General features: G+C 70.0%; 20 protein-coding genes and 1 pseudogene. 13 read left to right on the top strand and 8 right to left on the bottom strand.

Annotation, left to right across the window (positions count from 1 at the left end):
* Nucleotides 1–159: 159 nt before the first annotated feature.
* Complete coding sequence (locus tag ACFZBT_RS37450) at nt 160–1,524, bottom strand: aminotransferase class I/II-fold pyridoxal phosphate-dependent enzyme (protein WP_391113862.1); 1,365 nt, start codon at nt 1,522–1,524, stop codon at nt 160–162.
* Nucleotides 1,525–1,603: 79 nt separating this feature from the next.
* Here ACFZBT_RS37450 and ACFZBT_RS37445 point away from each other — a divergent pair, with 79 nt between their 5' ends.
* Nucleotides 1,604–2,419, top strand: a complete 816-nt coding sequence (locus ACFZBT_RS37445) for an alpha/beta fold hydrolase (RefSeq protein ID WP_391113859.1) — start codon at nt 1,604–1,606, stop codon at nt 2,417–2,419.
* A gap of 43 nt (nt 2,420–2,462) precedes the next feature.
* On the top strand, nt 2,463–3,479 hold the full coding sequence (locus ACFZBT_RS37440) for an endonuclease/exonuclease/phosphatase family protein (RefSeq protein ID WP_391113856.1): 1,017 nt from the start codon (nt 2,463–2,465) through the stop codon (nt 3,477–3,479).
* Here the strand turns inward: ACFZBT_RS37440 and ACFZBT_RS37435 are convergent.
* Nucleotides 3,452–3,685: pseudogene (locus ACFZBT_RS37435) on the bottom strand (snapalysin family zinc-dependent metalloprotease); the annotation flags it as partial. The gene ACFZBT_RS37440 and the pseudogene ACFZBT_RS37435 sit on opposite strands and share 28 nt — an antisense overlap.
* 322 nt (nt 3,686–4,007) lie before the next feature.
* Nucleotides 4,008–6,098, bottom strand: coding sequence for an alkaline phosphatase PhoX (locus ACFZBT_RS37430; protein ID WP_391113853.1), 2,091 nt, complete (start codon nt 6,096–6,098; stop codon nt 4,008–4,010).
* A gap of 279 nt (nt 6,099–6,377) precedes the next feature.
* On the opposite strand from ACFZBT_RS37430, the gene ACFZBT_RS37425 reads away from it, so the two are divergent.
* From ACFZBT_RS37425 to ACFZBT_RS37395, 7 genes are all read left to right on the top strand, one after another.
* Entirely contained in the window at nt 6,378–8,129 is a 1,752-nt protein-coding gene (locus ACFZBT_RS37425; protein WP_391113850.1) for a VWA domain-containing protein, read from the top strand.
* Between the two features lie 149 nt (nt 8,130–8,278).
* Complete coding sequence (metG, locus tag ACFZBT_RS37420) at nt 8,279–9,997, top strand: methionine--tRNA ligase (RefSeq protein WP_391113847.1); 1,719 nt, start codon at nt 8,279–8,281, stop codon at nt 9,995–9,997.
* A 162-nt stretch (nt 9,998–10,159) separates the two neighbouring features.
* On the top strand, nt 10,160–11,065 hold the full coding sequence (locus ACFZBT_RS37415) for a hypothetical protein (protein WP_391113844.1): 906 nt from the start codon (nt 10,160–10,162) through the stop codon (nt 11,063–11,065).
* Nucleotides 11,066–11,078: 13 nt separating this feature from the next.
* Complete coding sequence (locus ACFZBT_RS37410; RefSeq protein ID WP_391113841.1) at nt 11,079–11,495, top strand: hypothetical protein; 417 nt, start codon at nt 11,079–11,081, stop codon at nt 11,493–11,495.
* A gap of 120 nt (nt 11,496–11,615) precedes the next feature.
* On the top strand, nt 11,616–11,981 hold the full coding sequence (locus ACFZBT_RS37405; RefSeq protein ID WP_391113837.1) for a PH domain-containing protein: 366 nt from the start codon (nt 11,616–11,618) through the stop codon (nt 11,979–11,981).
* A gap of 70 nt (nt 11,982–12,051) precedes the next feature.
* Nucleotides 12,052–12,270: a type II toxin-antitoxin system VapB family antitoxin gene (locus tag ACFZBT_RS37400; protein ID WP_261681673.1), complete on the top strand. Its 219-nt coding sequence runs from the start codon at nt 12,052–12,054 to the stop codon at nt 12,268–12,270.
* Nucleotides 12,267–12,677 carry a PIN domain-containing protein gene (locus ACFZBT_RS37395; protein WP_391113834.1) on the top strand — a complete coding sequence of 137 codons (411 nt, stop codon included), beginning with the start codon at nt 12,267–12,269 and terminating at the stop codon, nt 12,675–12,677. The genes ACFZBT_RS37400 and ACFZBT_RS37395 overlap by 4 nt, the downstream gene beginning before the upstream one ends.
* Before the next feature lie 60 nt (nt 12,678–12,737).
* On the opposite strand, the gene ACFZBT_RS37390 is transcribed toward ACFZBT_RS37395, so the two are convergent.
* From ACFZBT_RS37390 to aspS, 3 genes are all read right to left on the bottom strand, one after another.
* Nucleotides 12,738–14,081 carry an MFS transporter gene (locus ACFZBT_RS37390; RefSeq protein WP_391113831.1) on the bottom strand — a complete coding sequence of 448 codons (1,344 nt, stop codon included), beginning with the start codon at nt 14,079–14,081 and terminating at the stop codon, nt 12,738–12,740.
* Between the two features lie 173 nt (nt 14,082–14,254).
* Complete coding sequence (locus tag ACFZBT_RS37385; RefSeq protein WP_391113829.1) at nt 14,255–15,217, bottom strand: intradiol ring-cleavage dioxygenase; 963 nt, start codon at nt 15,215–15,217, stop codon at nt 14,255–14,257.
* 122 nt (nt 15,218–15,339) lie between these two features.
* A complete protein-coding gene (gene aspS / locus ACFZBT_RS37380) occupies nt 15,340–17,103 on the bottom strand; it encodes an aspartate--tRNA ligase (protein ID WP_391113826.1) in 1,764 nt (587 codons plus the stop codon).
* A gap of 196 nt (nt 17,104–17,299) precedes the next feature.
* Here aspS and ACFZBT_RS37375 point away from each other — a divergent pair, with 196 nt between their 5' ends.
* The 4 genes from ACFZBT_RS37375 (at nt 17,300) to ACFZBT_RS37360 (ending at nt 21,596) form a co-directional block, all read left to right on the top strand.
* On the top strand, nt 17,300–19,438 hold the full coding sequence (locus ACFZBT_RS37375) for a SpoIIE family protein phosphatase (protein ID WP_391113823.1): 2,139 nt from the start codon (nt 17,300–17,302) through the stop codon (nt 19,436–19,438).
* A gap of 58 nt (nt 19,439–19,496) precedes the next feature.
* Nucleotides 19,497–20,345: a Scr1 family TA system antitoxin-like transcriptional regulator gene (locus ACFZBT_RS37370; protein ID WP_391113820.1), complete on the top strand. Its 849-nt coding sequence runs from the start codon at nt 19,497–19,499 to the stop codon at nt 20,343–20,345.
* Nucleotides 20,323–20,616 carry a DUF397 domain-containing protein gene (locus ACFZBT_RS37365; protein WP_391113817.1) on the top strand — a complete coding sequence of 98 codons (294 nt, stop codon included), beginning with the start codon at nt 20,323–20,325 and terminating at the stop codon, nt 20,614–20,616. Before ACFZBT_RS37370 ends, ACFZBT_RS37365 begins: the two co-directional genes overlap by 23 nt.
* A gap of 107 nt (nt 20,617–20,723) precedes the next feature.
* Nucleotides 20,724–21,596: a BRO family protein gene (locus ACFZBT_RS37360; RefSeq protein ID WP_391113814.1), complete on the top strand. Its 873-nt coding sequence runs from the start codon at nt 20,724–20,726 to the stop codon at nt 21,594–21,596.
* Between the two features lie 85 nt (nt 21,597–21,681).
* Here ACFZBT_RS37360 and ACFZBT_RS37355 read toward each other — a convergent pair whose 3' ends face one another.
* Both ACFZBT_RS37355 and ACFZBT_RS37350 read right to left on the bottom strand, forming a co-directional pair.
* Entirely contained in the window at nt 21,682–22,653 is a 972-nt protein-coding gene (locus ACFZBT_RS37355; RefSeq protein ID WP_391113811.1) for a pirin family protein, read from the bottom strand.
* Nucleotides 22,654–22,826: 173 nt separating this feature from the next.
* Entirely contained in the window at nt 22,827–24,326 is a 1,500-nt protein-coding gene (locus ACFZBT_RS37350) for an MFS transporter (RefSeq protein WP_391113809.1), read from the bottom strand.
* Nucleotides 24,327–24,417 lie beyond the last annotated feature (91 nt).

Genomic DNA, 24,417 nt, shown 5'->3' with positions numbered 1-24,417 from the left:
CGGAGCCGAGCGCGAGCCCAAGCCTGACGGCGCACTCGGCACGCGCCCCGGTCGTTGTGGGTGCCCGGCCCGTGTTGCTGTGTGGTGGGGTGCCGGTTGGTGAGCGGTGTGCCGGGTGGCGCTGTCGGGCTCGGGCTCGCGTGCGGCCGGCCCCGGCACTCACCCGCCACCACGACCCCCACCACGCCGCGCGGCGACACGGCCCAGCGTCCGTAGCGCCCGTCGCAGATCCCCCTCCGGAGCCGACGCGAGTCCGAGTCTGACGGCGTCGGGCGTGTGGCCGGGGGAGACGGCGAAGGCGGGGCCGGGGGTGACGGCGATGCCGTGCGCGGCGGCGGCGGCCGTGAAGGTGTCCGCGCGCCACGGGGACGGCAGCTCCCACCAGGCGAAATAGGCGCGCGGGTCGGAGCGCACGGCGAAGCCGGCGAGTTCCTCGGCGAGGATCCGCTGCCGCCGCGCCGCGTCCGCACGCTTGGCCTCCACCAGCCGCGCCACCGTCCCCTCCGACGCCCAGCGCACGGCCGCCTCCAGCGCGAACCGTGCCGCGCTCCACCCGCCCGACCGCACGGCGTCGGCCACCGCGGCGACCCGCTGCGGCGGCACGACGAGGAACCCGACGGTGAGCCCGGGGGCGACCCGCTTGGAGAGCCCGTCGACGACATGGGCGAGGGCCGGGGCATGGGCGGCGAGGGGATCACCGGCCCCGTGCCGCTCACCCGAGCCGTGCAGGAAGGACCAGATGCGGTCCTCGACGAACGGGAGGTCCAAGTGGTGGACCAGCTGGGCGAGTTGCAGCCGCCGCGTCCGGCTCGTCGTCAGGGACGTCGGATTGTGCAGCGTCGGCTGCAGGTAGAGGGCGGACAGGGGCGCCGAGCGGTGCGCGGCCGCGACGGCCTCCGGGAGCAGCCCGGCCCGGTCACCGGCCAGCGGCACCAGGGTGATGCCCAGCCGGGCCGCGATCTCCTTGACCAGCGGATACGTCAGCTGCTCCACGCCGACCCGGCCGCCCGGCCGGACCAGGGAGGCCAGGACGGCGGCGATGGCCTGGCGGGCGTTGCCGGTGAACAGCAGCCGGTCCGGGGCGGGGCGCCAGCCGGGCGTGGTGAGGAGGGCGGCCGCGGCCTCCCGGGCTTCCGGCGTGCCGGTGGCGGCGGCCGGCAGCAGGGCCTCGGCCAGCACGTCGGGGCGCAGCAGCGGCGCGAGGACGGGGGCGAGCAGCTCCGGCTGGCCGGGCGCGCTGGGGTAGTTGAGCTCCAGGTTGACGGGGGCGTCGGCCGGGCCGGGCTCGGCCAACGCCTGCCCCGCGGGGCCCGTCGGTCCGGCCCGTACGAAGGTGCCGCGCCCCACCTCGCCGACGACCAGCCCACGCCGTACGAGTTCGCTGTAGACCCGGCCGGCCGTCGACGGGGCGATCCCGCGGCGCCGCGCGAACGCCCGCTGCGGCGGCAGCCGTTGACCGGGCCGGAGCCGTCCGGTGGCGATGTCGTCGGCGATCAGATCGGCGATGCGCCGGTAGTCACCCATCGGTCGGTCTCCCCCTTGGATTGCACCGAGAGCAAAGATCTTATTGCACCGAGTAGTTGGGCGGCCTAGGGTCGTCCGCATGGCACCCTTCCTCGCTTACGAGGACAAAGACCCGGATACTCACCGAGTACCCCTGGTCCTCGTCCACGGCCACCCCTTCGACCGCACGATGTGGGCCCCGCAGCTCGAGACGTTCTCGGCGGACCGCCGGGTCGTCGCCCCCGACCTGCGCGGCTACGGCGCCTCTCCGGTCACCCCGGCCGTCCCGGACTTCTCCGGATTCGCCCGGGACATCGAGGCCCTGCTGGACGAGCTGAAGGTGGAGTCGTTCGTCCTCGCGGGCCTGTCGATGGGCGGCCAGATCGCGATGGACTGCTACCGCCTGTTCCCCGAGCGGGTCAGGGGCCTGGTCCTCGCGGACACCTTCCCGTCGGCGGAGACCCCGGAGGGTGTCCGCACCCGCGACGCCATGGCGGACCGCCTCCTGGCGGAGGGCATGGGCGGCTACGCCGACGAGGTCCTGGAGCGGATGGTCGCCCCGTACGCCCCCGCCGGGGTCAAGGCCCACGTCCACCGCATGATGACCGCCACCGCCCCCGAGGGCGCCGCGGCCGCCCTGCGCGCCCGCGCCCGCGCCCGCCGCCCCGGCTACGACGACCTGCTGCCCCGCGTCTCCGTCCCGGCCCTGGTCGTCGTGGGAGCGGACGACACCTTCACCCCGGTCTCCGACGCCCTGGCCATGCACATGGCCCTCCCGGACTCGGCGCTGCACATCATCGACGGCGCGGCCCACATGCCGAACCTGGAACGCCCGGACGTGTTCGACCAGGCGCTGGCGGAGTTCCTGGCCCGCGTCGACGCACGGCAACCTTCCGCCGCCCCACCCCGTCCTTGAGGGAGGATGCGGGCGAACCACCCCGCGAACGGAAGGCCGGCCCTTGAACACCGCCGCTGCCGAATGGACCGCCACCGACGACGGGCCGGAGCAGGGCCCGCCCGGGCGGGGATCCGGCGCGGGGTTCGCCTTCCTGCTGCTCGCGGGAGTGAGCGTGGTCGTGGGCTTCCGGACCGCCGACAGCGACGGCATCACCCCCGTCCCGCAACTCCTCGCCTTCCTCCCCTGGCTGCTCGCGCCCACCGGCCTGGCGCTGCTGCTCACCCTGCGCTCCCGCTGGTGGCTGGGAACGGCCTGGGGAGTCGCCGTGCTCGGCCTGCTGGCCTGGTTCATCGAGCCGTACGGCAAGGTAGACGACCCCGCGGGCCGCCCGGTCGCCGAGCTGCGCGTGCTGACCTCGAACGTCGAGTTCGGGCAGGGCACCGGCTCCCTGGTCGCCGTCGTACGCCGAGAGAAACCGGACATCATCTTCGTACAGGAGTGCGAGTACGAGTGTGACGAGCGGCTGCGGAAGGACCTCTCCCGGGACTACCCGCACCGCAGCGCCGTGGAGGGCGGCGGCTCCGAGGGCTCCGTCATCCTCAGCCGCTTCACGCTCCGGGCCACCGAGGGCGTGCCCGCCACCATGGGCATGCCCGGGGCGGTCGCCGACGTGGACGGGCACGCCGTACGGCTCCAGCTCGCCCACCCCATGCCCCCGCTGCCCGGGCAGGTGGACCTCTGGAAGCGGGAGCTCGGGGCCGTGCGCGCCGCTGCCGCCGGCGACCGCGACACCCCGCTCGTCCTGGCCGGCGACTTCAACGCCTCCCAGGACCACGCCGCCTTCCGCCGCATCCTCGACACCGGCCTGCGCGACGCCGCCCGCCTGGACGGCGCCGACCGCACGGCCACCTGGCCGGCCCGGACCGCCCCGACGCTCGGCGCCCAGATCGACCATGTGCTGGTGTCGCGGGACTTCGCGGCCCGCGACACCCGCGTGCTGGATCTGTCCGACACGGACCACCGATCGGTGGTCACCGACCTGACGCTGCATCAGCGCCCCGGGTCCGGCAGGTCCTGACGGCCGGACTTCTCCAGGGCCATGTCCGCCGCCTTGTCCGCCGCCTTGTCCATCGCCGCCGCGAGGCCGTTGGCCCACAGCTGGTTCACCCGGGCCCGCTCACGGGCGTCCGGGGTGGCGTTGGTGCAGGACGTACCGGGCCCGCCGCCGGACATCAGCTCGCTGCACGGGCCCGAGTAGTGGTCGGGCAGACCCAGGACGTCACCGTGTGCCAGCCGACCCGCGCCCCCCGCCCCGACATGGCGGTACGCCGCCTCAGAGGCGACCCGCTCGGCGTACGGCTGCTCCTCGCGGCGCGTACGGAGACGGGCCTGGCCGGCGTCTACCCGGAGCTGGAGGAGGCGTACGGGGAGGTGGCGGGGCAGGCACCGGCGTACCGGAATGGCTGGAACGAGCGCCGCAGAGCACCGCGCGGCTGCTCGGGACACGGCAGTCGGCGCCCGACGGCCCTCGCAGACCGCCGAGCCCGGCCCTGCCCTGATCCCTTCGAAGGATCTATGTGGAGGATCCGCTCGAAGGTGCGGCGTCTCAGACGCCGATGTCGCAGCCGTCCGCGCGCCACACGGCCACGACCGCCGGACGGACGTGCTTCCCGGGCCCGTCGGGCCAGGTGCTGGCCGGCTTCTCCACGGACGCGCCGTCGATCTCGCCCGGGTGCTGCACCGAGACGAGGACGCGCCGGTCCTGGATGATCGGACCGCAGGTCTCCGCACCCTTCGGCACGGTCAGGAACTGCTTGAGCTCACCGCGCCGCTCACCCCGGGTCGCCACGCCGAACAGACCGTCGTGCGAACCCAGCTGGGCGCCGTCGGTGGACAGCCACAGGTTCCCGTAGGGGTCGAAGGCCACATTGTCCGGGCAGGAGATCGGGCTGACGCCGTCCTTCGGGAACCCGGCGAAGTACGTCGCCGGGTCGTCCGGGTCACCGGCGACCAGGAACAGCGACCAGGCGAACTTCGTGCTCTCCGGCCGGTTCCAGCGCTCGGTGAGCTCCAGCACGTGCCCGTGCTTGTTGGCGTGCCGCGGGTTGGCCTCGTCCGCCTTGGCGTTGGAGCCGACACCGCGGTTGACGTTGTTCGTCAGGGCGACGTACACCTTGCCGGTCACCGGGTTGGGCTCGATGTCCTCGGGCCGGTCCATCTTGGTGGCGCCCACCTTGTCACCGGCGATCCGGGTGAAGACGAACACCTCCTCCGCGGTCATCCCGTCCACGTGCGAGACGGCACCCTTCGCGGTGGCGGTGGCCAGCGGAATCCACTGCCCGCTGCCGTCGAACTCCCCGTCCTCCGGCAGCTTGCCCATGCCGTCGGTCTCGAAGTCGGGGGAGTCACCGGTGAGCTTGGCGACGTACAGCGTCCCCTCGTCGAGCAGCGAGAGGTTGTGCTCGCGGACGGCCCGGGAGGACCCGTGCCTCATCCGCTTGCTGCCGACGAACTTGTAGAAGTAGTCGAACCGCTCGTCGTCACCGGAGTACACGACGGGCCGCCCGTCCCGCGTGAGCCGCACGGTCGCGGCCTCGTGCTTGAACCGGCCCAGCGCGGTGTGCTTGCGGGGCGTCGACTCCGGATCGTACGGATCGAACTCGACGACATACCCGAACCGGTGCACCTCGTTCGGCTCCTGGGCGACGTCGAACCGCTTGTCGAACCGCTCCCACTTGCGCTCGGTGGCCCCGGTCCCGATCCCGTACCGCTTGTCGGTGTCCCGGCTCGCGTTGCCGAAGTACTGGTTGATGTTCTCCTCGCCGTGCAGGGTCGTGCCCCACGGGGTGACACCGCCCGAGCAGTTGTTGAGGGTGCCGAACACCTTGGTGCCGGTCGGGTCCGCGGAGGTCCGCACGAGCTTCGACCCGGCGACGGGCCCGGTCAGCCGGAACTCGCTGGTGGCGGTGACGCGCCGGTTGAGCTGATGCCGCGAGACGGCGGTCAGCTTCCCCGTCCTCCGGTCCTCCTCCACCACCACGGCGGACAGCCCGTGCGCGGCCCAGGCGATCTCGGCCTGCTCACGTGTGGGGTTGGCGGCGTCGTACCCCCGGAACATGAGCACCTCGTCCGTGTACTCATGGTTGGCGACGAGCAGCTTCCGGTTCCGCTCCCCGGGCAACGGCAGCAGGGCGAGAAAGTCGCAGTTGTACCCGAACTGCCCGGCCTGCGCCTTGGCGGTCTGCTTCTCCGGGTCGAACGCGGGCGCCCCGCGCAGGATGGGCTCGCCCCAGCGGATGACGACGTTCTGCCGGTACCCCTCCGGCACGGTCACGGCGTCGGTGGTGTTGGGCGCGACGGGCGCGAAGCGCAGCCCGCGCGCGCCCTTGTGTTTACGCCGGGCGGCCGAGGCGGCGTCGGCTGCCGTGGCCGGAGCCGGTGCCGCGCCCGCTGACGGAGCCTGTCCGACGCCCACCGCCCCCGCTCCCGCGGCGGCCACGGTCACCACGGCCGCGGCCCGCATCATCGACCGGCGGCCGATCGCACCGGCGATCACGTCACCGACGTACTCGTTGGAGCTGGTGTTGGGCACCTCGTGGAAGCAGGCGTCACCACACCGGAACCGACAGGTCATGGCGGACCGGCCGCCAGGGTGCGATCCGGACGGCGTTCCGATCAACGGCAGCAGCTTGCGCACTTTGCTCTCTCCTTGGATGCCCTTGGTGTCAGCGTGACCGTAGGAGTACATACGTGCGGGAGCCGGGCGCCCGGGTGAACAGCGGGTGAACCTGCGGCAGCCGTACGGCAGTTGCGGCGATGCGGCAGGGCGTCACAGGGGCAGGCCGGATGTCCCCCTTGACAGAAAGGGCCTCGCATACCCGACCCTGCCCAAGATCACACAGGAGGGCCGCTAACCTTACGTGTCCGTCCTGGCCAGGGATTGACGGCTCCACCTCACGCGAAGGGTTGCGCGCACATGGGCATTCTCACTCTCTTGCGGAACGCGTTCGGACGGTCACGCAAGTCACGGACCGCCGAGGCGGAGGGTGCGGCGCGGCCGACGACGACCACGGAGGAACCGACGGCAACGCCGTCCCCCGACACCCCACAGGTCCAGGTCCCCGCCCAGGAGCCCCCGACCGCCTCCGGCGAACGCGCCCCCTCCTCCCCCACGCCAACCGTCCCCGAACCCCGCACGTCCTCCCCCGACGAACACGACCTGGTCTCGGCGGCCTTCGACAGCGTGGCGGCGGTGCCTCGTCCGACGCGTGCGTCGGAGACGGAGGGCGAGGAGCCGACGGCTGAGGAGCCGAAGGCGGTTGCCGAGGAGCCGACGATCGCGGAGAAGGCCGGGGTCGTGGAACCGGCGGTCACCGAGGAACCGGCGGTTGCGGAGGACCCCGGGGTCGCCGAGGAACCGGCAGCCGCGGCGGAGCCCGAGGTCGCCGAGAAGCCGGTCGTTGCGGACGCCGCGGAGAAGCCGACGGCCGTCGAAGAGCCGACAGCCGTCGAAGAGCCGACGGTCGCCGAGGAACCGGCAGCCGCCGAGAAGCCGACAGTCGCCGAGAAGCCGGTCGTTGCGGACGCCGCGGAGAAGCCGACAGCCGTCGAAGAGCCGACAGTCGCCGAGAAGCCGGTCGTTGCGGAAGAGCCGGCTGCTGCCGATGAGGCGGAAGCCGCAGCGCCGCCGGCTGTCGAGCCCGAGACAGCCCCGGAAGAGGCGAAGCCGGAGCCGAGCGAGGAGGCCGAGGCCCCCGCCGACACCCATGTCGCTGTCGAGCCCGAGGCGGTGTCCGACGCGAAGACGGAGGACAAGCCCGAGCCCGCCACGGCACAGCCGGAGCCGGAAGCGGAGCCGAAGGCGCAAGCGGAGGCGGAAAAGGAGGCACCCGCGCAGCCGGAGGCCGACGCACCCGCACCCGCCGACGGCGACCCCGCCCCACAGGGGCCACCCGCACCCGACAACGAAAGCAGCACGGGTGGTGCGGGTGGGAACGACTCGGCCGAAGGCGACGCCGAGGACGCCGAGGACGCCGAGGACGCCGAGGACAAGGACGACACCTCCAAGCCCGCCCTCACTCTCACCCAGCTGAAGACCCGCGCCCCCAGCCTGGCCACCGCCTACAAGGCCGCCACCACCACCCTCAAGCAGCACAACCTCACCGGCACCCGGGCCAAGGTCTACCTCGTGCTCGACCGCTCCGCCTCCATGCGCCCGTACTACAAGGACGGCTCCGCCCAGGCCCTCGCCGAGCAGACCCTCGCCCTCGCCGCCCACCTCGACCCCGAGGCCACGGTCCAGGTCGTCTTCTTCTCCACCGAACTCGACGGAACCGGCGAGATCACCCTCACCGACCACGAGAACAAGATCGACACCCTGCACGCGGGCCTCGGCCGCATGGGCCGCACCAGCTACCACGCCGCCGTGGAGGCCGTCCTCGCCCACCACGACAAGGCCGAGCCCACCACCCCCGCCCTGGTGATCTTCCAGACGGACGGCGCCCCCGACGCCAAGACCCCCGCCACCCAGGCCCTCACCGACGCGGCCAAGTCCCACCCCACCGTCTTCTTCTCCTTCGTCGCCTTCGGCGACCCGGAGAACAAGGCCTTCGACTACCTCCGCAAGCTCAAGGCCCCCAACACGTCCCACTTCCTCGCAGGCGAAACCCCCCGCGAGCTCACGGACAAGGAGCTCTACGAGGGCGTACTGGCGAACTGGCGCCCGTAACCCTCCCCTGAGCCCCGAACGCCGCCCGCTTCCCACCCCGTAAAACGGGAGGCGGGCGGCGTACCCATGTCAGCTACGATTTCAAGGTTCCGTAGACGACCGAGACCACGAGATCGTCACCCCACGTAGCGACTTGGGAGCAGCCCGCGATGGCTCGACACCTCATCACCAGCGCCCTTCCGTACATCAACGGGATCAAGCACCTGGGCAACATGGTGGGGTCCATGCTCCCGGCGGACGTGTACTCCCGGTACCTCCGCCAGCGCGGCCACGACGTCCTCTACATCTGCGCCACGGACGAGCACGGCACCCCCGCCGAACTGGCCGCCAAGGAGCAGGGCATCCCGGTCGACGAGTTCTGCGCCCAGGCGCACGACCAGCAGAGGGCGATCTACGACGGCTTCGGCCTGGCCTTCGACTACTTCGGCCGCAGCTCGTCCCCGCAGAACCACGAGATCACGCAGGAGATCGCCCGCGAGCTCAAGGCCAACGGCTTCATCGAGGAACGCTCGATCCGCCAGGTCTACTCGATCACGGACGGCCGTTTCCTCCCGGACCGCTACATCATCGGCACCTGCCCGCACTGCGGCTACGACAAGGCCCGCGGCGACCAGTGCGAGAACTGCACGCGTGTCCTGGACCCGACGGACCTGATCGACGCCCGCTCGGCGATCAGTGGCAGCAGCGAGCTGGAGGTCCGCGAGACCAAGCACCTGTTCCTCCTCCAGTCGGCACTGGCCGGCGAGGTCGAGGGATGGGTCGACGAGCGCGCCGACAACTGGCCGATCCTCGCCTCCTCCATCGCCCGCAAGTGGCTCACGGAAGGGCTCCACGACCGCGCGATCACCCGTGACCTGGACTGGGGCGTCCCCGTGCCGGCCGACACCTGGCCGGACCTGGCGGCCGAGGGCAAGGTCTTCTACGTATGGTTCGACGCCCCGATCGAGTACATCGGCTCGACGAAGGAATGGGCCGACCAGGACCCGACCGGCAACCGCGACTGGCGCTCCTGGTGGTGGGAGTCGGACACGGACGTCCACTACACGCAGTTCATGGGCAAGGACAACGTCCCCTTCCACAGCGTGATGTTCCCGGCGACCCTGCTGGGCACCCGCGCCCCGTGGAAGAAGGTCGACGTCATCAAGGCCTTCAACTGGCTGAACTACTACGGCGGCAAGTTCTCGACGTCGCAGCGCCGAGGCGTCTTCACACACGACGCCCTCGAGATCCTGCCCGCCGACTACTGGCGCTACTTCATGATGGCGAACGCCCCCGAGTCGGACGACTCGTCCTTCACCTGGGAGCACTTCACGGCCACGGTCAACAAGGACCTCGCCGACACCCTCGGCAACTTCGTCAACCGTGTCCTGTCCTTCTCCAAGAAGCGCTTCGGCGAAGAGGTCCCGGCAGGCGCCGAGCCCGGCGAGGCGGAGGCGAAGCTGGGCGACGAGATCGCCCGCCTCCTCGCCGAGTACGAGTCGCAGATGGAGGCCATCCAGTTCCGCAAGGCGGCGGCCGCGCTGCGCGCCCTGTGGTCGGCGGGCAACTCCTACCTGGAGGAGAAGGCCCCCTGGCTGGAGATCAAGACCAACCCGGAGGGCGCCGCTCTCACCCTCCGTACGGCGATGAACCTGATCCACCTCTACGCCGTGGTCTCCGAGCCGTTCATCCCGACGTCGGCGAAGACGATGCGCGAGGCCTTCTCCCTGTCGGACGACTCCGCGACCTGGGTCACCCCGGAAGAGGCCCGCTCCCTGACCTCCGTCCCCGCCGGCACCCCGTTCACCATCCCGCCGGTCCTCTTCGCCAAGCTCACGGACGAGGACCTGGAGTCGTACAAGGAGCGCTTCGGCGGCGAGCCCGAATAGGCCGGGCGGAGAAGCCGACCGCGTAACCCGCGACCCGTACAGCGACGCGCCTTGCCCCCGGTTCTCACCGGGGGCAAGGCGCGAACGTTTCTCCGGCCCTCGAAGGAGTGAACGCCTTCCGTCCGCCGGAAACACGGCCTTCCACCCCCTTACATAGCCCACATGGTCACATCAGCCCATGAAGGCATGCACCGGATCTTCCAGGAGCGGCCTGAGATCCTTTCCCCGGTCTTCGGGGTGCTGGGCATCGTGTTCCCCGAGAAGGCGGCCGTCTACGCGATCGGCACCGACGTGACGGAAGCCAGGCCCCTGGCGCGCCACATCGACACCGTTCTGCGCATCGGCCCGTCCGACGGGGAGGACTTCCTGCTCGCCGTCGAGGCGCAGGAGAGAAGGGACCCCAAGAAGGAATCGAGCTGGCCCTATTACATCTCCTACCTCCAGGCAAGATACGGCCTGCCAGTTCTGCTGCTCGTCGTCTGCCGCGACCGGGCGACGACCAAGTGGGCGACCGGTCCCTTCTCCTGTGGCACGCGTGGCTGGACCGCCCAGATGACGTACCCCTTGGTCGTAGGACCGGACAACCTCCCAGTGATCACCGATCCGAGAACTGCGGCGGAGAAGCCGGCGATGGCCGTGTTCTCCGCTCTGGCTCACGCCAACAGCCCCCACATCGACGCCATACTGGACGCACTGGGCCGTGCCCTCGCAGGGATGGACTGGAACGCCGCCAGCTACTTCTTTCAGTTCTTGGACTCGGCGTTGGGTGACACCCCCGCCGGAGACAAATGGAGGGACATCGTGACGTTCGTCAACTACTTCCCCGGCCGGGGCACGGTGATGGAGAAGGCCTACCTCGAGGGCGAAGCCAGAGGCGAAGCCAAGGCCATCCTCCGCTTCCTGGAAGCACGGGGCGTCTCGGTCCCCCAGGAGGCCCGGGACCGCATCGCCGACTGCACCGACCTCGACCTCCTCAACCGCTGGCTGGACCGGACGCCCCATGTGGAGAGCGTCGACGAGCTCTTCATCGAGGACGCGAGGCCTGCCGCGGACCGGACCGAAACCTGACCCGGCGGCGACCATGAACGACGATCTGGACGCCACACCGGAACTGCACGACTTGCTCCGGTTCACCCTGACGTGCATGGGCTTGGGCATTCCGCCGGAGCGAGTAGTCGGCGATTTCCGTTCCGGGCTGGAGGAACTGCGACAACAAGGCTCCCTCTCTGTCCAGGACATGGCCCGCATCCGGGCCAGGGTGGACAAGCGGCCCGATGACGACCACGAGGACGAGGAATGGGTCCGGGGCTACACGGCCGGATACACGGCGGCGTGGGCCGGAGCGGTCCTGCGGCTCCTGGAGATGCGTGACATCGCGGTACCCAAGGAGGTCGGCCGCCCCCTCCACCTGTGTCCGGACCTGGACACCCTCACTCGCTGTTTCGACCGCGCCATCACGGTGGACACACCGGAGGAACTGTTCACCGCGGGAGCCTGACCACGCCCAGCCGACCGCCCCATGAGCCGCTGCGGCGACCCGCCTGATCGGCCGGAAGCGGGTGCTCTGGGGCGCGTCCGTCCGAGACACTCACGGCACCAACCCATGAGGGAGACAACGATGGCACTGTTCGGCAACGCACACACCGTAGACCCGCAGTCGGCCCAGCAGGACTACGCCCGCCTCCTCGGCCACGGCGAACAGGTCCACGCCGCGTTCCTGCTGATCCGCGACACCATCCTCTTCACCGACCGCCGCCTGATCCTCATCGACAAGCAGGGCATCACCGGCAAGAAGACCGAGTACCACTCCGTCCCCTACCGCAGCATCACCCACTTCGCGGTGGAGACGGCGGGTACCTTCGACCTCGACGCGGAACTGAAGATCTGGCTCTCCGGCTCCCAGGCTCCGATCCAGAAGACTTTCACCAAGGGCGTCGACATCTACGAGGTCCAGGCCATCCTGACCCAGTTCGTGGCGAGGTAGCCCGCCATCTCCGGACCCGCTTGATATATTGGGTAGAGCTGTATATCAAGCAGGTCTCGCGGGAGGTCGCATGTCCAGGACGCTGGTCGACATCGACGACGACATGCTGGCCTTCGCCCAGCAGCAGCTCGGAACCAAGACGAAGCGGGACACCATCAACCGCGCGCTGACGATAGCGGCAGCGATCAGCGCGGACGACCGGGCCCGGGCACTGCGCTGGCTCCAGGAGAACGCGGACGCGTTCCTCGACTTCGACATCCTCGAGGAAAGGGAGCGCTCGGGGTTGTGACCTACCTCGCCGACACCTCCGCCGTCTGGCGGCTGCTGCGCCGTCAGGTCGGCGCCCCTTGGCCCGACCGCGTGGCGCGAGGTCTCGTCGCCATCTGTCCTCCGGTCGAGGCCGAGCTGATGCCCGGTCTTCGAGCGGACCGCGACTACGAGCCGTTCTTCACCATGCTCGGCCAGACCTTCGGCTGGGTTCCCGCCCTCGACGACCCGTGGCCGAAGATCATCGCGGTGCAGAGAGACCTGGTGAGCATCGGGCATCATCGGGGGCCTTCCCCCCTCGACATCCTGATCGCGCTCACCGCCGAACACCACCGCCTGACCGTGCTCCACATGGACGACGACTTCACCGCCATCGCGAAGGTCCGGCCCGGCCTTTCGATGGTCCGAGCACAGCCGCAGACGGACTGAGCCGGGACAAGAAGGTGCCCGGGGCCCCGCAAAGCCCCGGGCGCCTCCACGTCTCAGCACTCAGCCCACGGCTGCCTCGCCCTTCACCCCCGTACGACCCCCCGAGCCCACCTGCGGCCCCCGATTGGTGTGCCGTACGAACGCCACCCCCACCACCGCCAGGATCGACGCCGCAGAGAGGGTGTAGAGCCCCCCGTTCGTGCTGCCCGTCGTGTCCTTCAGGTAGCCGAACAACGTCGGGGACACGAAACCGCCCAGGTTGCCGATGGAGTTGACCAGGGCCAGACCCGGCGCCGCGATCTTCAGGTCGAGGCCCGACTGGGCCATCGGCCAGAACAACGTGGCCGCGCACTTGCCGCCGACCGCGGCCAGGGTGAGGGCGATGAGGCCGAACCAGGGGGAGCCGAGGGTGGCGAGGAAGGTGCCGATGGCGGAGAAGACCAGGGCGATCGCCAGGTAGGGGCGGCGGTCCGGGGCGCGGTCGGTGAAGTGGCTCATCGTGTACATCGCGATGACGGCACAGATCCAGGGGATCGCCGACAGCAGGCCGATCTGGAAGGGCGACAGCCCGCCGATCTCCTCCACCAGGCTCGGCAGCCAGAACGTGATCGCGTACCCGGTGAGGGCCATCGCGAAGAAGACCGAGGTCAGGACGGCGACCTGCGGGTGGAAGATCAGCTTCCAGCGCGACACCGACGGCGCGCGGTCACGCGACTCCTTGTCCCGGGCCACCGCCTCGCTCAGCGCGTCCTTCTCCTCCTGCGTGAGCCACTTGGCGTCCTGGATGCGGGAGACGAGGAAGAACCCGGCGATGAAGCCGACCAGGATGGAGAAGGCTCCTTCGAGGGCGAACATCCAGCGCCAGCCGGCGATACCGCCCGCGCCGTGCAACTCCAGCAGCGCGCCCGTGATCGGGCCCGTCACGATGTACGCCGTCGCCGAGCCGCCCAGGAAGATCGCACTGGCCCGGCCCCGGCTGGAGTCCGGCAGCCACTGGGTGAAGTACAGGAGCACACCGGGGAAGAAGCCGGCCTCCGCGACACCGAGCAGGAAGCGCAGCGAGTAGAACATCCACACGTTGTGGATGAAGCACATCGCCACGATCACCGCACCCCAGGTGATCATGATCCGGGTCAGCCAGACCCGGGCGCCGAGCCGCTCCAGGAGCATGTTGCTCGGCACTTCGAACAGGGCGTACCCGATGAAGAACAGGCCCGCTCCGAGGCCGTAGGCGGTGGCGCTGACTCCGACGTCGGCCCGCAGTTCGTTCTGGACGAAGCCCACGTTCGTCCGGTCCATCTGGTTGACCAGCAGCATCAGGACCAGGATCGGCAGCATGCGGCGCAGGAACTTGCTCACCGCTCGCTGCTCGGCCTCGGGTATGGCGGTCGCGGCTTCTGACATCGTTGTCTCCCTCGATGTGCACATACGTGAACAGCAATCACGTACGCGTTCTCGAAGGGACCTTATGGAGGCCCGCCTTCCGGGTCAACGGATTGAGCGGAAGTACATGTATGTGAATGTGGGGCGGACGTCTCGTAGACGTCCGCCCCACACACCCTCCTCCGTCAGCTACGTCAGCTCTCGGAAGCCGACGCGGACGCCGACGCCCCCGGCCGCACCGCGTCATCCGTGCCGTCGTGCGTCGCCTCGGGGTCCACCCCCATCGTGAGGGTGGCGACGACACCCTTGGCGATGGCGTTCTTCCGGTACTTGAGCTTCAGCAGCCCGCCCTCGGTCCCGTTGCCCGGGTAGATGGTGTCCTCGTCGAGGGTGGTGCGGGCCGCGGCGTTGGCGGAGTACGGCTCGACCTCGGCGGACGCCAGCACGGACTCCTCGTCGAAGAAGAGCTGCCCGGTGTGACAGGTCGTGCCGCCCTCGTAACCGGCCTTGGTCCAGGTGCCGTTGACATGCACCTTGGTGTGGATGTGCACACAGCGGCCCTGGTACCAGCCGGGGAAGACCGTACGGAACTCGACGAGCCCCTGCCTGTCCGTCTTCCACGTGCCGCGCAGATAGCGCTCGTCGTCGGTGGGCTCCTGGTGGCCCCCGCCTCCGCCGCCGCCGTCCGGAGGCGGCCCCGTGGGCGTACCGGAGGGAGTACCGGAGGGCGGCGTACCGCCACCGCCGCCACCGCTGCCCATGTCCTCGTAACCCGAGTAGATACCCAGCGCGTTGCAGTGCCAGATGTCGACGGCCGCGTTCGCCACGGGCTTGCAGGTCTCGGAGTCGATGACCTTGAGGCGCAGGGTGAGCGGGATGCCCTCCTGGTCCTCGGTGACGTCCCGGCGGAGCTTGTCCGCGTCGATGTAGTAGGGGCCCTCGGTGGTCTCGGAGGTCAGCTTGTAGCAGGCCTCGCCGGCACTCCCGGCGGCCTTCGTCCCCTTGGTGGGCTTCGGCTTCTCCCCGGCGAAGGCGCCCGCCGCGAACGTACCGCCGACGCCCGCCGCCACCACCGCACCGGCGCCCGCGGCGACGACCTTACGGCGTGTCAGATCCCGTTTGTGTTTCGGCCCTTGGGCCGTCTCCTGTCCCGTCATGGGAAGGGAAGCTAGGGAGCGCGCCTGTCAGGAGCCTGGGTAGGAGCTGGGTGAGAGCCCTGGACACGAAAGTGGCCCGGAACCGGCGTCGGTTCCGAGCCACCCACGGGTGAACCAGAGGCCTACTTCGGCTGCGGCTTGCGCACCGACAGGTGCAGCTCCCTCAGCCGCGCCTCCTCCAGCTCCGTCGGCGCGCCCATCATCAGGTCCTGGGCGTTGCCGTTGAGCGGGAAGGAGATGGTCTCGCGGATGTTGGGTTCGTCGGCCAGCAGCATGACGATGCGGTCGACGCCCGGGGCGATGCCACCGTGCGGCGGGGCGCCGAAGCGGAACGCGCGCAGCATGCCGGCGAACTTCTCCTCGACCGTCTCACGGTCGTACCCGGCGATCTCGAAGGCCTTGAGCATGATCTCCGGCTCGTGGTTCCGGATCGCGCCGGAGGACAGCTCGACGCCGTTGCAGACGATGTCGTACTGCCAGCCGAGGACGTCCAGCGGGTCCTGGGTCTCCAGGGCCTCAAGACCGCCCTGCGGCATGGAGAAGGGGTTGTGCGAGAAGTCGATCGCGCCGGTCTCCTCGTCCTTCTCGTACATCGGGAAGTCGACGATCCAGCAGAAGCGGAAGACTCCCTCCTCGAAGTGCCCGGCGCGCTTGGCGGCCTCGACCCGCACCGCGCCCATGATCTTCGAGACCTCGTCGAACTCGCCCGCGCCGAAGAAGACCGCGTGGCCGGCCGCGAGCGACAGGCGCTTGGTCAGCTCGGCGACGTTCTCCTCGGTGAGGAACTTCGCGATCGGGCCGGACAGCGAGCCGTCCTCGGCGACACGGACCCAGGCCAGGCCCTTGGCGCCCTGCGTGACGGCGAAGTCGCCGAGCTGGTCGAAGAACTTGCGGGGCTGCGCCGAGACGTCCGGCACCGGCAGGGCCCGCACGTGCTTGCCGGCGAACGCCTTGAACTCCGAGCCCTCGAAGATGTCGGTGATGTCGACGAGTTCGAGCTGGGCGCGCAGGTCCGGCTTGTCGGAGCCGTACTTCAGCATGGCCTCGCGGAACGGGATCCGCGGGAACGGCGAGGTGACGTGGCGTCCGCCGCCGAACTCCTCGAAGAGCTCGGTCATCAGCTTCTCGACGGGCTGGAAGACATCCTCCTGCTCGACGAAGCTCATCTCGACGTCGAGCTGGTAGAACTCGCCGGGCGAGCGGTCGGCACGCGCGTCCTCGTCGCGGAAGCAGGGCGCGATCTGGAAGTAGCGGTCGAAGCCGGAGATCATCAGCAGCTGCTTGAACTGCTGGGGCGCCTGGGGAAGGGCGTAGAACTTGCCCGGGTGCAGACGGGACGGGACGACGAAGTCGCGGGCGCCCTCGGGGGAGGTCGCGGACAGGATCGGCGTCGCCATCTCGTTGAAGCCCAGCGCCGTCATCTTGTGCCGGATCGCCGAGATGACCGCGGTGCGCAGCATGATGTTGCGGTGCATGCGCTCGCGGCGCAGGTCCAGGAAGCGGTACTCCAGGCGCCGCTCCTCGTTGACCCCGTCCTCGGCGTTGATGGTGAAGGGCAGCGGGGCGGCCGCGCCGAGCAGCTCGACGTCGCCGACCTCGACCTCGATCTCACCGGTCGGCAGCTCGGGGTTGATGTTCTCCGCGCCGCGGGAGACGACCTTGCCGTCGATACGGACGGTCGACTCCTTGGAGAGCTTGTCGAGAGCCTCGTAGGAGGGCGTGCCGGGACGGGCGACGAGCTGCGTGATGCCGTAGTGATCGCGCAGATCGATGAAGAGGATGCCGCCCAGGTCGCGCCGATTGTGCAGCCAGCCACTCAGCCGGACGTCGGTGCCGACGTCAGAGGCGCGGAGCTCGCCGCAGGTGTGGGACCTGTACCGATGCATCGTCGTTCATCCAGTCTTCGCTGATCGGGGTCTGTGTTTCACGTGAAACTGGTCCCCAGCGTACCGGGCACGGCAAGATCGGCTCTCCAGAGTTCTCCGGAGACTCCGGAGTTCTCCGGAGAACTCCACAGTTAACGATCGAGCAGACTTCGGCCTTCGGTGGCAGTGTGCGATCTCCTCTTCTTAAAGTAGGGCAATGCGCACTGGCGAGCCCCTGCCCGCCGTGGGGGAGGCCCTCGCCGCCCTCGCGACCGGCCTCTGGCACTGGGACACCGCTACCGGGCTGGTCACGGTCGACGCCGAGGCGGCACGGCTCCTCGGGCTGCCCGCCGAGCAGGTCAGCCTCACCGAGGCTCAGGCCCGGGCCCGGCTGCACCCGGTCGACTGGAACGAGATCACCGGCGTGGTCCAGCTCGCCGTCGCCGAGGGCACCCTCGCCGAGGTACGGGTCCGCGTCATGGACGAGCAGGGCCGGATCGTCCGCATCGTCCGCAGCCGCTCCAAGCCGTCCTTCGACCGGGTCCACAAGGCGTACCGGCTGATCGGCACCCTCCAGGAGGTCACCGAGCCGACGCCGGGCACCCCGGCCGGGCGCAGCGCCGTCACCGGCGACTGGCGGCGCTCGCGGGAGGCGTTCCTGCTGGACGCGGGCCGGGCGCTGGCCGAGGCGCGCTCCACTCAGGAGGTGCTGCGGGTCACGGCCAATCTGTCGATGCCGGGGTTCTCGCCGGACGGGCTCGCGGTGTTCGGCGTGGCGGGCGACCGGCTGACGATCATCGGCCACCACGGGCAGCAGACGGGCGACGAGAGCCCGTTCTCGGACATGCCGCTGGACACGGACTACCCGGCCGCCGAGGCGGCGCGCACCGGCCGGGCCGTGTATCTGTCCTCCCCCGAGCAGTACAAGGCCCGCTACCCGCTGACCTGGCCGCTCGCCGAGCGCTTCGGCCGCCGGTCCTGGGCGTTCCTGCCGCTGACCGTGGCCGGCCGCACGATGGGCGCGTGGATGGCCGCCTTCACCTACCCGGTCGCCTTCACACCGGACGAGCGGTCCGTGCTGGCGACGGTGGCACGGATGCTGGCGCAGGCCCTGACCCGGGCGGGCGTGGCCGAGAGCGAACGGGCGCTGACCGACGGGCTCCAGCGCACCATGCTGCCGAGGCTCGGTTCGCAGCGCATCCCGGGCATGAGCGTCGCCGCCCGCTACGTCCCCACCGGCGGCGGACTCCAGGTCGGCGGCGACTGGTACGACGTGATCCCGCTGCCGAGCGGCCGGTTCGCGCTGGTCATCGGCGACGTCCAGGGGCATGACGTCCAGGCGGCGGGCCTGATGGGCCAGCTGCGGATCGCCCTGCGGGCCTACGCCTCCGAGGGCCACCGCCCCGACGCCGTCCTCTCCCGCGCCGCCCGCTTCCTGCACGGCATCAGCGACGAGGACTCGTCCGACCCGCGCTTCGCGACCTGCGTGTACGTCGAGGTCGACCCGGCGACGGGGGTGCTGGACATCGCGCGTGCCGGGCATCCGGACCCGGCGTTCCGGATGGCCGACGGCACGGTGCTGACCCGGCCGACGTCGGGCGGCCTGCCGCTCGGCATCGACCCGGACGCCGACTACCCCACGACCCGGCTGGCGCTGGAGCCCGGCGAGACCATGCTGATCTGCACGGACGGCCTGATCGAGACCGGCGGCCACGACCTGGACACCGGCTGGCGGCGGCTGCGCGTGATCCTGGAGGAGCACAAGGGCGATCTGGAGGAACTCGCCGACACCCTGGTGCAGGCCGTGCACGGACCGTCCTCCCACCACACCACCGGCCCGCTGGCCGACCGCCGCGAGGACGACATCGCCGTGCTGCTGCTCAGCCGGGACGGCGACGGCTGCGGGTGCGGCGACTCGATGACCACCGTGAGCCCGGTGCGGCGTACGGTGCTGACGGTCGCACAGGCCGAGCCCGAGCGGGTCGCGGCGGCCCGGCAGCAGCTGCGCGAGCTGCTGCACGACTGGGCCTCGCCGGACCAGGCCGACTCGGCGGTACTGCTGCTGTCCGAGCTGCTGACGAACGTCCTCGTGCACACCGACTCCGACGCGCTGCTCGTCGCCGAGATCACCGGCGCGGTGGGGGAGCGGCGGCTGCGGATCGAGGTCACGGACGGCGGTGACGACCTGCCCCACAAGCGCAGCCCCGGCGAACTGGCGTCCTCCGGCCGCGGCCTGATCCTGATCGAACTGCTCGCGCACGCCTGGGGGGTGGACCCCAGGGGCCAGGGCAAGAGCATCTGGTTCGAGCTCTACGAGTCCGTTGACGGCACGGGCGACGGCTCCTGGTCGCCGTAAGCCACCATTCTCACTGTTCGCATCCACTCCGTAACTGTGCGCGGCTACCGTTGACGGAATGACAGGTCGAACGGGGCCCCGGGGCAGGCAGTCCAACGAGCAGCGCTACGGCGACGAGCTGCGCCGCAGACGCGAGACAGCGGGCCTGACCCAGGGAGAACTGGCCGAGATGGTCGTGTGCTCGCCGTCCCTCATCGCCCACTACGAGGCGGGCCGCCGCTCACCCAACCCGGCGGACGCCAAGCGCCTGGACCAGGTGCTCGGCACGGACGGCTTCTTCGAACGCTGGCGGGACACACTGGCCAAGGCCCGTTTCGCGGAACACTTCCAGGAGGCGGCGGAGGCGGAGCGGCTTGCCGTGTTCATCGAGGAGTTCGCGGTTTCGCTGGTGCCGGGGCTGTTGCAGACGAAGGCGTACGCGCGAGCCGTGCTCAAGGCAGCCAAGCCCAACAACACGGCGGCCGAGCTTGACGAGAAGGTCGTCAACCGCGTTGAGAGGGCCCGCATTCTGGAGAACCCGACGTCACCGACGGTCTGGATGATCCTGGGCGAGAACGCGATCCGGTCCGTGGTCGGCGGCCCGGCCGTCATGGCTGAACAGTTGAGGCACATCGTGAAGTTGGCGCGCGCGGGGAGGATCATGGTGCAGGTGGTCCCGTTCAGCGCGGGAGCCCACGCGGCCATGAGCAGCATGATGAAGCTGATGCGCTTCACCGACGCACCTGACATGGCGTACGTGGAGGCACTGCACATCGGTTCTCTGACCGACGATCCGTCACTGGTCCGGCGGTACCGTGACGCTTACGATCTGGCTAGGGCTGCCGCGCTGCCGCCGGAGGCGTCCCTCGACCTGATCGCATCGGTGGCGAAGGACTACGACAACCATGAGCGCCCACCACATTCCTGACGCGTCGGCCCTCATCGCCTGGCGCAAGTCCAGCCACAGCGGCCCCGACAACGGCGACTGTGTGGAAGTCGCCGACGCAGGCATCAACGCGTCCACCCTGACCGGCTGGCGCAAGTCCACCCACAGCGGCAGCGACAACGGCAGTTGCCTGGAGGTGGCCGACGGCCACCCGGGCCTCACCCCCGTCCGCGACAGCAAGAACCCCACCGGCCCGGCACTGCTCTTCGGCGGCGCCGCGTGGTCGGCGTTCATCGAGGACGTGAAGGGCTGACGCGGTCGACAGAATCGATGCTTCTGTCCACTTTCGGGTGAACATCCTTGCTATCGACGCGAGTTGCACCTCCGCAGGCCTACGTTCCGACGCGGAGGTGAGGCTCGATGAACGAGCAGAACAACACGCGTAAAGACGCGATCGAGATCAGTGACTTCGTGTTCGCCGCGACAGGCGCACGGGTCCGAAGGCTGACCCTGCCGGACGGGACGTATTGGTTCCCGGCCGTCGACGTGTGTCGGCACCTGGGCTACACACACGTCGGATCGACGCTGCGGAATGTCGCCGACAAAGCCAACTTTTCCAGTGTTGAGAGTGTGCTTCAGAGGCACGCTCTCGACGTTCCCGCAGGTCGGGAGTGGCGGCGAGACATGAATCTCGTGAATCTCCAGGGCCTGATCCGTTTGGTGAACGCCTGCACCAAGACCTCAGCCCAGCCCTTCAAGGCCTGGGTCTCCGAAGTCATCGCCACCATCCAGCGCGACGGCTCCTACTCCCTGGAACCGGCCCCCGTACAGCCCGCCGCCCCGACCGCCCCCACCGCCTACGCCGTACCCTCGCAACTCGCCGACGCCCTCGTCCGGCTCGAAGAGCGCGGCACCCGGACGGACGCGGCGCTGCGGCAGATCGACGACAAGCAGAACACGATCGTCGAGATGCTCCGCGACATCACCAAGACGCTGCGCCGCTCCGACGACCGCACCCGCCCCGTCCAGGCACCCGAGTTGACGCCCCAGCAGCTTCTGGCCAACTGGAAGGCCAGGAACCTCGTCGTCACCGAGGACGTCCACGCGGTCGCCGCACACCTGGCCCCGGCACTGCTGCACGGAGGCGCCGGATACAGCGTGGAGGAGATCTCCGTCTCCACCGGGCTGGCGCCCGACCGTGTCCACGACAGCCTGGAGCTGCTGTACGAGCAGGAATGCGTACGACAGGTGGGGCGCACTCCGAACGGCGCTCCTTTCTACGTCCTGCCGTAGCAAGGCCCCGACGAGAAAGGCCCGAAGTCGCAACTCCAACTTGCGGCTTCGGGCCTTGTCGTACCGTACCCGTCTCAGCGCCCTCTTACAGGCCGCCCTCCGACATTCCATGCACGGCCGGGATGGTTCCCAGCCGTCCCTTCTGGAAGTCGTCGAACGCCTGCTGGAGTTCCTCACGGGTGTTCATGACGAACGGGCCGTAGTGGGCCATGGGCTCGCGGATCGGCTGGCCGCCGAGCAGCACGACCTCCAGGTCCGGCGTGTTCGAGTCCTGCTTCTCGTCCGCGCGAACGGTCAGCGAGGAGCCCGCGCCGAAGACGGCCGTCTGGCCCGTGTGGACGGGGCGACGGTCGGCGCCGACGCTGCCCCGGCCGGCGAGGACGTACGCCAGCCCGTTGAAGTCCTCACGCCACGGCAGGGTGAGCTCCGCACCCGGTGCCAGCGTCGCGTGGACCATCGTGATCGGGGTGTGCGTGACGCCGGGGCCCGCGTGTCCGTCCAGCTCACCGGCGATGACCCGCAGGAGCGCGCCGCCGTCGGGGGTGGAGAGCAACTGGACCGAGCCGCCGCGGATGTCCTGGTAGCGCGGGGCCATCATCTTGTCCTTGGCCGGGAGGTTCACCCACAGCTGGAGGCCGTGGAAGAGCCCGCCGGACATGACGAGATGCTCCGGTGGGGCCTCGATGTGGAGCAGACCCGAGCCGGCCGTCATCCACTGGGTGTCGCCGTTGGTGATGGTGCCGCCGCCACCCTGGCTGTCCTGGTGGTCGAAGATCCCGTCGATGATGTACGTGACGGTCTCGAAGCCGCGGTGCGGGTGCCAGGGCGTGCCCTTCGGCTCACCCGGCGCGTACTCCACCTCGCCCATCTGGTCCATCATGATGAACGGGTCGAGATGACGGTAGTTGATCCCCGCGAAAGCCCGGCGCACCGGGAAGCCCTCGCCCTCGAAACCGCTCGGAGCGGTCGTGACGGCGAGCACGGGACGTGCCACGGCGTCGGTCGGCGCGGTCACGCGGGGCAGCGTCAACGGGTTCTCGACGGTCACTGCAGGCATGTCGGTTCCTCCTCGTGTACGCCCAAGTTTAGTTGAGCGTTGAACTTTCTGCCACCCCAAACAGAGAAAACCGGGAGGGCATTCCCAGCGGAGGGCAGCCCGAACCACCGGGCACCGACATGACGGAAGGCCGGCACCCCCGCGAGGGGGTGCCGGCCCTTGAAGCCACAGTGTCAGGCAGCCAGCCGGTGCTCCTCATTCTCGGCCCCGGAGGGCTCCGCCTTGCGGTCCCGCATCACCAGCGTGGCCACCACGGCCGCCGCCAGGACACCGATCGCGCTGATCGTGAAGGTCGTCGACATCGAGGCGGTGAAGGCCTCGCGGGCCGCCCGGGCCAGGCCCGTGTCACCGCCGGCGACCGCCAGGGCCCCGCCGATGGACTCCTTCGCCTGTTCGGGAGCGCCGGCCGGCATCGCGTCGGCGTAGCCGCCGGAGAGCAGGGAGCCGAGGATCGCGATACCGAGGGCGGTGCCCGACTGCTGGATGGTGTCGTTGAGGGCCGAGCCCACGCCCGCCTTGTCCTCCGGGATGGTGCCCATCAGCGCGGCCACCGCGGCCGGCATCGCGAGGCCCGCACCGAGGCCGAGGACCCCCAGCGCCACGGCCGGGACCGTGAACCCGCTGTCGGCGTCGAGCGTGGCCAGCAGCCCGAAGGAGGCGGCCATCAGCAGCATCCCGGCGAGGATGACGACCCGGTTCCCGGCCTTCACGGCGAGCTGCGCCCCGGCGGCGTTACCGGCCAGCGCGGCCACGGCCAGCGGCAGGAAGGCCAGGCCGGCCTTGACGGCGGAGTAGCCGAGCACGAACTGGAGGTACTGGGTCAGGACCAGCAGCAGTCCGGCGTTGCCGATCTGGACGAGCGAGAGGGAGAGCGAGCCGCCGCTGAAGTTGCGGTGCCTGAAGAGGACCAGCGGGACCATCGGCGAGGCGGTGACGTTCTCCCAGATCACGAAGCCGGCCAGGGCGGCCACCGCGACAGCCAGGACCAGCAGGGAACGGCCTTCGAACGCGCCGTGCTGCGGGATCTCGATGATCCACCACACCAGGGCCGTCATACCCACCGCCGACAGCAGCGCGCCCAGCGGGTCCGGCTTCTGCCACGGTGCCTTCGACTCCGGCATCAGCAGCACACCGGCCAGCAGCGCCGCTCCGACGATCGGCACGTTGATCAGGAAGATGGCCTGCCAGGCGAAGTGGTCGATGAGCACACCGCCGAGGACCGGGCTGCCGACCAGCCCCAGCATCGACACCGAGCCCCAGGCCGCCATCGCCTTGGGCCGCTCGTCCTCCTCGAAGACGGTGATCAGGATGGACAGCGTCGACGGCATGATCAGCGCCCCGCCGACCCCCATGACGATCCGCACCGCGATCAGCTCACCCGGCGTGGAGCAGAACATCGCCCCCAGCGAGGCCGCCCCGAAGAGCGTCAGGCCGATCAGCATCACCTTCCGGCGCCCGAACCTGTCCCCCAGGCTTCCCGAGGTCAGCAGCAGTCCGGCGAAGACCAGGATGTAGGAGTCGAGGATCCACTGCATGCTCTGGGCGCTCGCCCCGATGTCCTCGGTCAGCGTGGGCACCGCCACCGTCAGCGCCATGTTGTCGACGACCAGCACGAGCGTGCTGAGGCAGAGCACCACCAGGATCCACCAGCGGCGTGGATTACGAGCGTCCATTTCCGTTCCCCTCCCGCGAACACCGTTCCTTCGGTGCGAACACTGTACGCACACAGGAACAGTGTTCGCAAGCCTTGAGTTCTGTACGCTG

The sequence above is a fragment of the Streptomyces sp. NPDC008137 genome (assembly GCF_042957035.1).
Classification (GTDB): domain Bacteria; phylum Actinomycetota; class Actinomycetes; order Streptomycetales; family Streptomycetaceae; genus Streptomyces.
Note: the sequence above shows the minus strand (reverse complement) of the source record. Positions and strands in the feature narration are given on the sequence as shown.